Below are 14,025 nucleotides of genomic sequence, written 5' to 3' on the forward strand. Positions count from 1 at the left end.
ATAAAATACATTATGCGTCAAGCTTTTATAATCTTTTGCTTTTACACTAACCCTTTTAACTTATAGAGTAAATCTAGTGCCATTTTAGGACTTAAATCGTTGACATCGATTGTGCTTAACGTTTCCACAACAGGATGACTGTTATCCATTAAAGGTAGCTGTTCAAATGCTTGTGGTTCGTTATTCATAACAGAAGGGGCTTGCATGTTTTCAAGCTCGGTTAAACGTTGCTTTGCTCGTTGAATAACACTTTTGGGTACTCCAGCAAGTTGAGCTACTTGCAGACCAAAACTTTTACTGGCGGCACCCTCTTGTACTGTGTGCATAAAAACAATACTGTCTCCATGCTCAACTGCATCTAAATGCACATTAGCAAGTGTTTTAATTTGATCTGCTAGTAATGTTAATTCAAAGTAATGACTTGCAAAAAGTGTAAAAGCTTTGGTTTTTATCGCTAACATTTCTGCACAAGCCCAAGCCAGTGATAAACCATCATAAGTGCTGGTGCCGCGACCAATTTCATCTAATAACACTAAACTTTTATTAGTAGCGTTATGTAAAATATTAGCCGTTTCTGTCATCTCCACCATAAAGGTTGAACGCCCACTGGCTAAATCATCAGATGCGCCAATACGGGTAAATATTCTATCGACCATGCCAATGGTTGCTGCGCTTGCAGGTACGTAACACCCTATATGGGCGAGTAATACAATAAGGGCTGTTTGGCGCATATAAGTCGATTTACCGCCCATATTAGGCCCAGTAATAATCAACATTTCTCTGTTGTTATTTAGGACAACAGGATTCGCAATAAAAGGCTCTGTCGTCATTTGTTCGACTACGGCATGTCGACCGGCTTCAATGTTAATGCCGCTTTCTTCTTGTAATACTGGTTTAATATAGCTTAACGTTTCCGCACGTTCAGCAAAGGTATTAAGTACATCTATTTCAGATAGAGATTGGGCGAGTAGTTGCAGCTTCTCTAACTCTGGCATAATTTGATCAAACAATGCTTCATATAGACGTTTTTCTAAAGCGAGGAACTTACTTTGTGCCGATAACACTTTTTCCTCGTGCTGTTTTAATTCATTGGTAATAAAGCGTTCGTTGTTTTTCAGCGTTTGTCGGCGAATATAATCATCAGGAACATCAATCGCTGAGCTTCGGCTCATTTCAATATAAAAACCGTGAACTTTATTGTAACCGACCTTTAATGATTGAATACCTGTACGTTCTTTCTCTCGCGCTTCAAGTTGAGCTAAAAACTCTGTAGCACCATCGCTTAAATCACGTAATACATCTAACTCTTCATTGTAGCCAGGTGCAATAACACCACCATCGCGAATTAATACCGGAGGGTTTTCTACAATTGCACTTTCTAATAGCGCCTGAGTTGCGGGAATTGGCTGGCACTGTCTTATTAGCGTCGCTAAATGCACTTGAGAACAACTTTTGGTAAGTGTTTGTAGTTCAGGTAAATGCATTAGTGCATTTCGCAATCGAGCAAAGTCTCGAGGACGAGCAGAGCGTAAGGCCATACGTGCGACAATACGTTCAATATCACCAAACTGTTTTAAGTTAGCATGTAGCTCGAATGATAAATCTTGTTGTAAGATATTTTCAATGGCACTTTGGCGGTTATTTAGTGCAGCAAGATCACGAAGAGGAAAATGCAACCATCGTTTAAGTAGCCTCGACCCCATGGGAGTGGCAGCTTTATCTAGAATTGCAGCTAAAGTATTTTCATTACCGCCTTGAAGGTTTTGCGTTAACTCTAAGTTTCGACGAGTAGCGGCATCAAGAATAACAGCACTTGAAGCGCTTTCACCAATAATTGATCTTATATGCGGTAGCGGAATACGTTGGCTATCTTTAACATATTGAAATAAGCAACCTGCTGCTGCGATGCCTAAAGGCTTGTCGTCAACACCAAAGCCTGACAAAGACTGAGTGCCAAATTGTTTATTCAGTAAGGATTTACTGGTTTCTAAATCAAACTCCCAATCGGGACGACGACGAAGTCCTTTTCGACCAGCAACAACATTATTGGCAGCTAAAGACTCAGGGTAGAGCAATTCTGCTGGCGATAAACGTTGTAACTCTGCTTGAACTTGTTCTTCCGTTCTCGGCTCTACTAAAACAAAACGACCACTGGTCATATCTAAATAAGCAAGACCAAAACCTTGTGAAGTTTGATGAATAGCCACAATTAAATTATCTTGGCGATCATTCAATAGAGCCTCATCACTCACGGTACCAGGCGTTACTATTCGAACCACTTTTCGTTCTACAGGGCCTTTACTGGTTGCTGGATCACCAATTTGTTCGCAAATAGCAACAGATTCGCCTAATTTTACTAACTTAGCTAAATAACCATCAACCGCATGATACGGCACCCCCGCCATTGGTATTGCATTGCCACCGGTTTTTCCACGCGCTGTTAATGAAATATCGAGTAAATCAGCTGCTTTTTTGGCGTCATCAAAAAACAATTCATAAAAATCGCCCATACGATAAAAAATTAAAATATTAGGAAATTCGGCTTTAATTGTCAGGTACTGACGCATCATAGGTGTGTGTTTGGAAAGTTCTGATTCAGTCATTTTATATGTTTTTTTATCGGTTGAGTTATACACTAAAGCTTTGTATTTAATGTTGATATATTTATTCTCCTTATTCAGCTTTTACAAGGTGAATAAGGACTCGCCATTTATCTAAGCTGTGAGTCTAGACAAAATAAAGCGCTAATATTTGATGAAAATGGAAATTTAATATCAAGTATAAAGCTTAAGATAAGTAATGTAATTATTGAAAATGATACTAACAGAAAATTATATTAAGTGCTCCCTGTAAACAGCTTTAAGTAAGGACAGGTCGTAAATAATTAACTGATAAACATGGCAGTGGAGCTATCGGTTTTATTTAGATTTAATGTGTCGTTTCAAGTTGTTTGATCGAATAATATAGAACTAAGTGGTTAAAGCAATAGACAAGCTTTTAAGTAAATAAACGTGTTTTCTTTCGATATTATGCTGAAAAAAATTGGCAGCATTTTAGGGTTTAAACGCAGAGATGTTGTTACTAAAAAAGAATATAATCAGCAACAGCTACTTTGGATATTCGTAGCTTTTGCTGATTATTACGTTAACGATTAACTACTTGCTCGTTAGGGTAAACAATTTAAAACGGCCATTAAATTGATAATTCTTACCGTTATGCGCAAAGCTATTCAACTCCTTTGCTTTAATGCTTTTGGCTGAATTAAAGGCTAATACATAGTGTTGATTACCAACAAGGCTAATTTCAATTACGTCAATATTATCAACTTTTTTATGCGTAAGCTTTTCAATTGAACTGACCGCAGAAATAGTAAACTCTTTTGACGGATTATATTCACCATGAGGTTCTAACACGCTAACAAAAGTATGATTTTTAGCGTTAGTTTTACGGTTGATAAAAGCATTCTCATTGCGCAAGTTAAATAGCGGATCGTTAGCACCAATTTGAGTAAACATGATAGTTGAATCACCATCCATAACCGCTGAGCTAGTATAAAATCTACCATTATCGTTTAGCCAGGTAATTTGCGATAAACCTGCTTTGGGTTGTGCTTGAGCTTTTAACCATAAATGCTGATAACCATTTTCTTCACCAAGAACAGGTAAACTTGTTAACTGGGTGTCTAACGCAAAATCAGTGCTAATTAGGTGACCTTTATAATGAACAGGTAAATCATATTGATGTAATTCTTTTGATTTTATATCAAACACATCAACCACCAGCGATTGTTCTAATCCTGATTTATGCTTTAATGGCAGCTTAATTAACGCCATTGTGCGTTTTAATTCTACACCTTTGTAAGCAGTATCAATGGTTGCTGAGCTCATTATAACTTGGTCATTTTTTTCAAAAAACAATAACTCAGGGTGATTCGCATTACCCACTTTAACATTGGTGTTAAAGTGCGACTGTTCATCAACCACTACGGTATTGTGAGCAACCGTTTGCTTTGCCCACGTTTGGTTCTCAGGTAAGTATCTACCACCAAATTTAGCTTCAACATTTAAAAATCTTGCTGCACCGTAGTCTGATACTATTTCAGCGCCTTTATCGTAAAACTGCCAAGTAAGTTTATCAAAATGGCCATGCCCTAAACCTTGTCCTGTAGGCTTAAATAAAACGGCTTGCTCACCAGCAACATTTTGGCGCATAACTACCAAAGCACCTTGCTTACCGTCGTTACCATCACCAAACGCTTCAGATTTAAACAGATAAGGTTTTTCAAGCTGTTGGTCTAATGCCTGTGCCACTTTTAAGCCATCGCCGGTTAATATAATTTCATTTTGCTGTTTAGCAATATCTAGGAAGCCGGCATCATTTGTTAAACCATAAGCAATGGCAACACCGTTAACTAATTCAATCGTATCAATACCTTTGCTTTTAATCGCGTCATTAATAGGGAAAAATAACTTGTTGTAGCTTAGCTGAATGGTGGTATCTATCGCTTTTAATAAAATGCCATCACGGTATTCAAAAATTTTACGTTCAGGCTGGTTAGCTTGAATTGCTTTAGCGAAAGTAACGAAAGGCATTAACGCATAACGTTGATAATAAGGACCTTCGTTGTAATAACCTTGTGGTGAAAATAACTCGTCTAGTTGTTTTAAAAAGCCACCTTCGCCTGATAGTTCTAGATCATAAAGCGCTTGTTCTACCCATTCTTGCTCACCTAGTACATAACCTGTCATACCAACTGCTGCGGTTGCCCAGGTACCGTGATTATGCACTTTGTTAAAGGTTTGAGGTGACTCTACAGATAAAAATTTAGCCATAGGGCGAAATAAACCTGTTTCGATTTTATCCTTTTCTGCGGTATTTAACGAAGGTAAAACCAAGTCGAAAGCTTGGCTAGTATAAACCAACCACATTGCTTCATTTAAGCTTTGCCAAAATAGTTTACCAGGGCTTTGTTTACCCATTTTTCTTTTCGGGTGAAGCGGTAATGTAGGATAAAGTTCAGCATAAACAAGTAGCATGTCACGAACATAGTTAGCATATTTTTCATCTTGGGTTAGTTGATAAATAATGCCGGCATCGTACATTAACTTGTAATTTTTTTTATGACGTTCATGAGTATAACCACCGCCGCCATCTTTTGGCTGTGGTACAGTGATGGTTTGTGTTATTTGTTCATCAACCGAAGCTTTACTGGTAAGAAATGTGCTTTTGAATTGGCCCTCACTTTGTATTGCAGCGCGCATATTTTTAACGTCAGCACCTGTTATCACTAAATTAGGGCTAGTTTTTGCCATCGCTAGTTGAGTGTTAGCCATAAACGCTAAAAACACCATGGTGATAGTGGTTAGCCATTTTTTTGGTGCCAATAAGACAGTGAATGAGGTTTGATTTAATTGTTTCATAAATACCCGTTCTTCAAATTAAAATTACTAATTGCTTAAAGTACAATCAAAGCTACTTTTTAAGCAGACAATTTATCTACAATGTTGCTAATGTTTTTGATATCGCCAAGACGTAACGCGGTTAAACTGTTAGCTAATTGGGTTTTAAGTTGTGTGTTACTTCTAAATGTTTGATCAAAAATTGACTCAATACTTAAAAAAGCTTCAACAACTTCGATTACGTCATTACTTTTTAATTGAGGCATGTTGGCCAATGTACTTGCGATGGGATCAACTATCTCGCTACCTGACTTTAGCGCTTGGCAAATAAATTCAAACCAGCAAGCTAATGACAAAGCAAGTAATGTTGTTGATCGACCTAGGCGCAAGTTATCTTCGATGGTTGGTAATATTCTCATTTGTATTTTTTGTGAACCATCGAAGGCTATTTGAGCTAATAAGTGACGAATATTAGGGTTTAAAAAGCGTTGGATAATATCCTTGCTATAAAGCTCGGCATTTAATTCTTTTGGTGGATTAAAAGAGCCAATAATTTCTTCTGAAGCAAGTTTGCTAATAAACTGATAAAAGCCTTTGTCACTGGTAACGTCAAATACTGTCTCGAAGCCAGCTAGAGACCCTGCATAGGCTAACGTTGAGTGTAGGCAGTTCAGCAATCTTAACTTTGCTTTTTCAAAACCTTCAACATCGTCGGTAAATATAACTCCAACAGCTGCCCAGTTTGGACGCTCACCTTGCCAGTTATTTTCAATAACCCATTGGGTAAACTCTTCTCTTTGAATCGGCCAATTGTCTTGCATACCTATGGCTTTAGATACCGACTCTATAGTGTAATCTTCGGTTTTAGGTGTAATGCTATCCACCATGGCATTTGGAAAGGCAACATTGTTTTTTATCCAGCTTTTAAGGTTTGCATCAAGTTGATTTGCGTAATCTAAAACTGCACGGCGTAACTTGTCACCATTTCCTGAAACGTTGTCACAACTGAGCACATTAAAGGCACTAATACCGTTTAATTGACGAGTTTTGAGCGCTTCAACAATAAAACCAATCGCGCTAGTAGGAGCGCTTGGGTTTGCTAAATCAAGTTTAATATCGTTATGGTTTAAATCTAAAGAGCCATCTGCAGCTAAACAATAGCCTTTTTCGGTAATTGTTAAGGTAACAAGTTTTGTACTAGCTGCAGACATACGCGTAATTACTTCGTGTGTTTGCTCGCTTGCAACGAGTAGTTCCTTTACGGCACCGATCACTTGATAACTAATATTTTTATCTAAAATTGCCAGAGTATATAAATTATTTTGCTCGGCTAAAACGTCTCGTGCGGTTGCACTACGAAGTGAAACGCCACAAATACCCCAGTTGCCGCCAGATAAATTTAGTGCATTTTCAGTATAAACCGCTTGATGAGCACGATGAAAAGCACCAGGACCAAGATGAACAATACCAATTTCAGTATTTTCTCTATCGTATTGCGGAACAGAAACCTCTGTTTTACTGGCAACTTGAGATAAATTTAATTGATTTAACGCTAAGTTCATATCGTTCTCTTGTTTGTATTGCTTTAAGCGATTAGGTGTTAGTTAGTTATAACTGCCACTTTAATGATCAACATATTTATCTAATTTTCAGAAGCTTTGTTCATCATATAAATAACCTGAACTCTGGATAATGAGTGCTTGAAACTCAAGTGAACCAAAAGCTTAGGTAATAAAGTAAATGCTATAGCCATGTGAACATCACGAATAGATATCATCAATGCTTCATTTTATGCCATTTCCAAGGCAAAACGTTTATGAATAGCGCGCTATTTATCGACGTTTTAACGCAGAAAATGGCTTAAAAGGGAGCATTGAGCAAGTGCTGCTTATCCAGAGTTCAGGTTAAATATTACTTCATTTATAATAAACGAAAAGTAATCGGCCTTACCAGTTTATTTTTGTGTTATTTGTAACTTGTTATTCTGTATAGCACGGGTGTGTAATTATCTATATAAATTACAATGATTTAGGTTTTGGTTTTATGTTTTTATTTGGACTTACCAATGTAGGGCGTTGAAATACAGCCAATCTTAATCAAGTAAAAAGACAAGTAAGTTGTTATCAATAAGCTTTTATCCTGCAAGCTAAACCAAATATTGCATTATAAATGCGAGAATTTTACTTAGCAGGCCTGCTTAAATAGCTAACAGTAATATGCGATGACGTATATAAAACTGACATTATATTCTGTATTATAATTCATCTTTCTAAAACTGGTCATCTACATTCCTATATTGGTCAGTTAGGTGCATTAAATGCAAGTGAATATAATTTTATGAAGTCATCGCCAGCAAAAGGCCCGCGTTTATATCAACAAGTGGCTGAGAAACTCGTTACTCTCATTGAGACTGAACAATATACGGTTGGTATGCGGTTACCTGCTGAACGTGATTTAGCGGCAATGTTTACTGTTAGCCGACCCACTATTCGTGAAGCGGTTATAGCACTTGAGTTAGAAGGTTATGTTGAAGTGCGTATGGGCTCAGGTGTTTACATTATCGAAAGTAACAAAAGAAAAAGCCGCTTTTCAGATAAAGATGTTGGCCCCTTTGAACTAACTGAAGCTAGAGCATTATTTGAAGGTGAAGCCGCTGCACTTGCTGCTACTATGATAACAGATGAACAATTAGCCCAGCTTGCACAAACGCTTGACGAGATGGCAAGTGAAAACAAGCGTGACTTAGATAGTCATGAAGCTGCTGACAAAAGATTTCACATGATTATTGCAACAGCGACTAACAATAGTGCCATAAGTACTGTTATTGAAGGGCTGTGGGATGAGCGAGACAGTTCAGCATTAACCAAGCGCATGTATCAAACTGTGCGAGAGAGTGGTGTTAAACCTTCTGTTGATGAACACAGAGCAATATATGAAGCTCTAAAATCACGTGATGCTAAAGCGGCTCGAACTTTAATGCGCGAACATTTAATGCGAGTTATCGATGGTATTTTACAAGCGACAGAGGTTGAAGCTGTAGAGGCGGCTCGAAAACAAGTGATTAAAAGCCGAGAAAGATTGAGTAAAACAAGAGGGCTGATTTAAACGCGTTAGCAAATCTAAGCTGAAATCTAAACACATACTCCGCTTCTTTACTTCAATTAATCAGCATCGTTAGATAAAAACTAGCGGTGTTGAGTTCCTACTTAAGAAAAACCAAACTGATCAAAGTCAAAGTCAAAGTCAAAGTCAAAGCTCCATGCCTCAACGCTAATCGTTTTAATTCCCAATAGTGCAATTAGCTAATTACTATTGATAAAAAAAGCCATCAACCAGTACAGAGACTCGTTAATGGCTTATTTAGACTGGCTTGCTTTAACGTTATAAAACAACAAACGTTAGCGCTATACTCCTAAACTTGGCGCTGATATTAAACAATACAGCGCCATTTTTTTTCGTTTAGAATCTGTAGCTAGCACCAAAAGTAATACGACGGTCAGTAATACCTTGAGCACAAAGCATTGCGCCTTCATTAACACAAGATTGTGTAATGTCTGACTCTGTTAAGTTAACAGCTTCAAGACCAAGGTTTAAGTTTTCATTCACGTCATAGCTAATACTCGCGTTAAGCTGACCCCTGTCGTGTGTAACAACAGGGAAACCTAATGTAGAGTTCAAGCTAGCACCAGCAGCAGTATCTTCTGTGCGGAACGCTTCACGCCATGTGTAACGTAATCTAGCAGAAAGACCATACTTTTCGTAGTAAACAGCAACGTTGTAAGCATTTTCTGAAAAGTCTAATAGACCTCGGTCAGATGTTACATCAACAAATTGTGCACTATCATAAACGCCGTTAATTGCGTTAAAGATATCGGTACCACGTGTTGCAGAAGTGTAGAAAGCCGAACCACCGCTATATTCTTGAATTGTGTAGTTAGCAACAATACCAAAACCAGATGCCCAACCTAAGTCTTCTTCAAAGCTTGAAAGGTCATACTGAACCGCCATCTCAATACCTTTTTGCGTAGTGGTTGCTGAATCATTTAATTTAGTTTCAACATCAACACACAAACCAGTAGTGTTTGGATCGCCTATCGCGTTTGGCTGAACAGCTGGGTTATAAATACCACCACCGGCACAAGTAGGACCTGCTTCACGCCAGCCATTTGCTTGAATAATCGCACTTTCTAATTTAGTCACAAATAAGTTCGAACGCTCTTTATTGAAATAACCAATACTTACCACAGCAGCTTCAGCAAAATACCATTCAGCAGAAAGGTCAAATGATGTTACTTCTTCAGGCTCTAAAGCGGCATTACCGATCTCTACTGATTGGTTTTCGTTAGTACCGAATGATACTGAAGTATTTAAATCACCAAAGTTAGGGCGAAGAATGTCTTTACCCCAACCTAAACGAAGTACTACATCATCATGCACATCTGCAACTAAGTTTAAACGAGGTAGCGTGTAGCTATAATCACCTTTGTTTGACGTTGGGATTACATCGCCATTAACAACGCTGTTAGCACGTGACTCAATATCGGTAGAGATATGACGTACACCAATGTTACCGCGGATCATTTCATATTCGAAGTTTGCTTGTGCATATAAAGCATGCGTTTTTTCTTCAATACTAAATGCTGCTGTATCTGAAGGAGTAAGATCTGAGAAGTCTTGATTACCGCCATGAGCAACTAATGCTGCTTCCAAAGTAGCGAGTACGCCGTCAGGGTCGTTGAAAGCTAGATCAGGATTTACAATTAAAAAGTTACGCATTGCTAACTCTCTGCCATCGGCATCACCAAAGTGATCAGGGCCAGCAATAAGTAAATCGGCGAACAAAGAACCGTTAGGACTATCAACCATTTTACTGAAGCCACCAATGCGATCTGATATTGAAACAGAATCATGCTTGGTTACGTTATAACGGTAACCAACGTCAACAGATGTAACAATACTATCATCTACATAATAAGTAGAGTCGATACGAAAAGCATCTTCAGAGTTTTCTGTTGTGCTACGGCTAATATCTACTTGGTCAAGTACGACATTATTAGGGTCTAATAAATTAGCAACCGTTGGTGCAAATGGTGAAGCAAAGTCGATACCAAAAGCTAATGAACCACCCGTTAAGTCATAAATAAATGGCACACTGTTATCGTTACTTGAACCATCGAGTGGTGTTAATGGGTTAGGGTTAATAAAGTTTAACTGGGTATTTAAAGATGGTGTTTCAGTATCAGAGCTTGCCGTTGAAAGCTCAGCGCTGATAAATAGGTTATCACCTTGCCATTCACCGCCTAGTCTAAATACTTGTGTATCTGTTACACGTGCACCAGTATCACTGTTAAAACGTAGGTTTGGATCATCATCATCAACAGAGTTTATTGGCTGAATTGTGCCTCGAGATGCTGCTTGAATGCTGCCTAAGTCAACACCATCAAGTGAACCAAAGTCAATCGTTTCAAACTGACTAGGTAAAGTGTAGTTAAGTACACTACTTACACCTGATGCTTGAACACGTGTACTTTCTTGACGACGCTCTTGATCAGTAATAATAGCATCGAAGAAGAACTTCATGTTGTCGTTAGGAGCGAATTCAAAAGTGGTTGCAATGTTAGTTGTTTCATATTCGAAATTTTCTAATTCTTGGTTTAAGAATTGGATACCAAGAAAGTCATAATCTTGTGCAACTGGTCTTTTGGTTGCTTGATCTTCAACTACAGCTTCACCGTCGCTGTTGTAGCGAGTTACGTCAGCATTTCTATTTTCAACAAGGCTACCGTCGCGGTCAACACGAGGGCGGAATGACGTGGCTTCTTGTTTAGTGTAACTACCACTAATGACAAAACCAAATTTACCTGAATCAAGCTCCCAGTTATCACCGTAAGCACCAGATATTCTTGGTTGAACGCCATCAGTTGTTAAACTACTGTCTTCACCTTGTACACGAATAGAGCCTAATGTTTCTGATAACTCTAGTGGACGAATTGTACGTAAGTTTACTGTACCACCAACCGAGCCTTCAGTCGTTTTAGCTTCAGGGGATTTTGTTATTTCAACACCAGCAATAATCGCTGCAGAAAGATCTTCAAAATTCATTCCGCTACGACCAGCACCTGAGCCTACCGTTGATGCACCATTAATTTCAACGCGGTTAGAGTTACTACCACGAATTTGAACACCGGTACCAATACCTGCTGTTCTTGTAATTTGAATACCGGTTACGTTCTCAAGAACCTCTGCAAGGTTTTGGTCAGGTAATTTACCAATATCAGTTGCCATAATAATTTCGACAAGGTTAGCTGTATCACGTTTTTCTGCAAGCGCGCTTGTCAGTGAACTACGCATGCCGGTCACTTGAATTACTTCAACTGATTTTTTAGCTTGTGCTTCAGCTTCTGTTTCTTGTGCAGCAACTGATGCTGCAAAAGTCAGCGAGGTAGCTGAAAGAACCGCTAAGGTTATTTTAGATAATTGTTGTCTCATAGATTTCCCCTGTGTAGTTTTTTTGAAAATTATTTTTGCAAACATCTCAAAAGCCACATCTTTAGTTAATTAAAGTCGTCCCCTAGAATTGCAAACTCCCTGAAAGTAAAAATATCAAGTACTCAAAAAGAATTAGCATAGATAGTTACAATAAAAGCAGCAAAGGCCAATCTTTTGGTTATACAAAAAAGTTAAAAAATTAACTGTTTGGACTTACCAGTTGGTAGGTTTATTATTACCGCTTGGTTATTTTGTTATTTTAGGTTTTTTTAAGTTATTGTATTTATGTGTTTTGTTTGGTGGCTGTTTACCTTTTACAAATAACGCATGTGTTTTTGTAAGTTATCTATTTATTCCATTGTTATACTAATTGTTATTTTCCATATATTTTATTGGTCTAAAAAACAATCGAATTTGGTGTTTTGTTTAACCAGTAATATAAATTGGTTGACCAAGTGGGTATATATCAATAGTCTTGGGTAAATAATTATTGAACAGCATGAAACGCTTCTTTCGAGGCTTTAGCTTTGAAGACTGTAAGTCGTATGTTGAGTTCGATGTGATGATATATAGGGTGTGCTATTTAATTATTTATATAGATACGCTCATTCATTTAATTGCGTTAATGGCTCAATAAATAATACTTAACTTATAAAAAACTAAGATGGGCTTTTTTAAGCTGACTAGGTGTTATGAATAAATATGTTCTGATGTGTAAATAAATATCCCGTCAGTATTTATCAGTAACTACAAGTTAATGGGCTTACATGAAATTAAATGCCTTAATGAATATGCCCTTTAATTCACTCTAACTTTAGGTAAAGACTCAACATGAATAATATGAAAACTTTTTTTAAGTCGTTATTGCCGGGAATATTTTTGTTCGGTTTTACTGTTGGCACTGGCAGTGTTACCGCTATGGCTAAAGCAGGTGCAGATTATGGTATGTCATTGTTGTGGACCATCTTTATCTCTTGTGTAATTACTTACTTTTTAATTAACTTATTTGGCAAGTTTACTTTAGTAACCGGTTTAACAGCATTGCAGTCTTTTAAAAAGCACATTCATCCTGGCGTTGCTATATTTTTTATCGTTGCACTTACCACGCAAATTTGCGGTAGCGTTATTGGAGTGATGGGAATACTAGCCGATGTTTGCTATGAGTGGTCAAAGAGCTTTATTGATGGTGGCATTTCAGCCGTGTATTTCGCATTATTCTTTATTGCCTTTGTTTATATTATTTTCTTGATTGGTAAGACAGAGGTCTTTGAAAAAGTATTGGCGATTTTTGTCGCTATAATGTCCGTCTGTTTTTTAATAAATTTTTTCATTTTAATGCCTCCTGCAATTGAAATATTAAATGGTATGGTACCAAACGTTCCTGACACGGGAGCAGATAAAAGTTCTTTTTTAGTTATTGCATCAATGGTTGGTACGACTGTGTTTTCTGGCTTGTTTATATTAAGAACCATCTTAGTGAAAGAAGCGGGCTGGACGATGGCTGACTTAAAAACTCAAAATAGGGATGCTTTGTTTTCTGCCTTTCTTATGTTTATTGTAAGTACGTCAATCATGGCAGCAGCGGCAGGCTCATTATTTGTAAAAGGCATAACGTTAACCAACGTAACACAAATGATTTATTTATTAGAGCCTTTAGCAGGCGCAGCTGCCGTAGCCATATTTACTATTGGCCTTATAGCCGCTGGCGTATCATCTCAGTTTCCTAACGTGGCATTATTACCTTGGTTATTAGATGACTTTCATCAACGTAAACCTAATTTAAAGCGTACGAGTTACCGTGTTATTGCCTTAGTTATTTCTTGCTTAGGTTTAATTGTGCCTATTTTTAGTGTTAAGCCGATTGCCGTTATGGTGAGTTCTCAGGCTTTTGGCGCTTTATTATTACCTGCAACTGTGGGATGTATTTTTTATATTGGTAATAAGAGCTCACTGATGGGAACGTATAGATTTTCAACGGTAACCAACATTATACTTTCGCTGATATTCGTTTTTGCTATCGTTATGAGTTATATGAGCTTCAACGGTATTATGTCTACCTTACAAGCACTTTAGTATGTGAAACGGGCTAGTCACTTAGTGTTAGCCTTTTAAAATGAAATCTTCAGTACTTGTTTTA

General features: G+C 37.7%; 7 protein-coding genes. 3 read left to right on the top strand and 4 right to left on the bottom strand.

Going from position 1 to position 14,025, the window contains the following annotated elements; translation table 11 throughout:
* Positions 1–41 precede the first annotated feature (41 nt).
* Positions 42–2,603: a DNA mismatch repair protein MutS gene (mutS, locus tag B6A32_RS11885; RefSeq protein ID WP_085304345.1), complete on the bottom strand. Its 2,562-nt coding sequence runs from the start codon at positions 2,601–2,603 to the stop codon at positions 42–44.
* Positions 2,604–3,011: 408 nt separating this feature from the next.
* Between mutS and B6A32_RS19285 the strand changes: the two genes are divergently transcribed.
* Positions 3,012–3,155, top strand: a complete 144-nt coding sequence (locus tag B6A32_RS19285; protein WP_158088483.1) for a hypothetical protein — start codon at positions 3,012–3,014, stop codon at positions 3,153–3,155.
* On the opposite strand, the gene B6A32_RS11890 is transcribed toward B6A32_RS19285, so the two are convergent.
* Together B6A32_RS11890 and B6A32_RS11895 are read right to left on the bottom strand one after the other, a co-directional pair.
* Positions 3,156–5,351: a heparinase II/III domain-containing protein gene (locus tag B6A32_RS11890; RefSeq protein ID WP_085304348.1), complete on the bottom strand. Its 2,196-nt coding sequence runs from the start codon at positions 5,349–5,351 to the stop codon at positions 3,156–3,158.
* Positions 5,352–5,479: 128 nt separating this feature from the next.
* Positions 5,480–6,961: a mannitol dehydrogenase family protein gene (locus tag B6A32_RS11895; protein WP_085304287.1), complete on the bottom strand. Its 1,482-nt coding sequence runs from the start codon at positions 6,959–6,961 to the stop codon at positions 5,480–5,482.
* Positions 6,962–7,736: 775 nt separating this feature from the next.
* On the opposite strand from B6A32_RS11895, the gene B6A32_RS11900 reads away from it, so the two are divergent.
* Complete coding sequence (locus B6A32_RS11900) at positions 7,737–8,504, top strand: FadR/GntR family transcriptional regulator (RefSeq protein ID WP_085304289.1); 768 nt, start codon at positions 7,737–7,739, stop codon at positions 8,502–8,504.
* A 354-nt stretch (positions 8,505–8,858) separates the two neighbouring features.
* On the opposite strand, the gene B6A32_RS11905 is transcribed toward B6A32_RS11900, so the two are convergent.
* The gene (locus B6A32_RS11905; RefSeq protein WP_085304291.1) at positions 8,859–11,888 is read right to left on the bottom strand and encodes a TonB-dependent receptor; all 3,030 of its coding nucleotides are present in this window, start codon (positions 11,886–11,888) and stop codon (positions 8,859–8,861) included.
* Between the two features lie 831 nt (positions 11,889–12,719).
* On the opposite strand from B6A32_RS11905, the gene B6A32_RS11910 reads away from it, so the two are divergent.
* On the top strand, positions 12,720–13,961 hold the full coding sequence (locus B6A32_RS11910) for an Nramp family divalent metal transporter (RefSeq protein WP_085304293.1): 1,242 nt from the start codon (positions 12,720–12,722) through the stop codon (positions 13,959–13,961).
* Positions 13,962–14,025: the final 64 nt, after the last annotated feature.

Origin of the sequence: Colwellia polaris (assembly GCF_002104515.1) — a bacterium.
GTDB lineage: Bacteria > Pseudomonadota > Gammaproteobacteria > Enterobacterales > Alteromonadaceae > Cognaticolwellia > Cognaticolwellia polaris.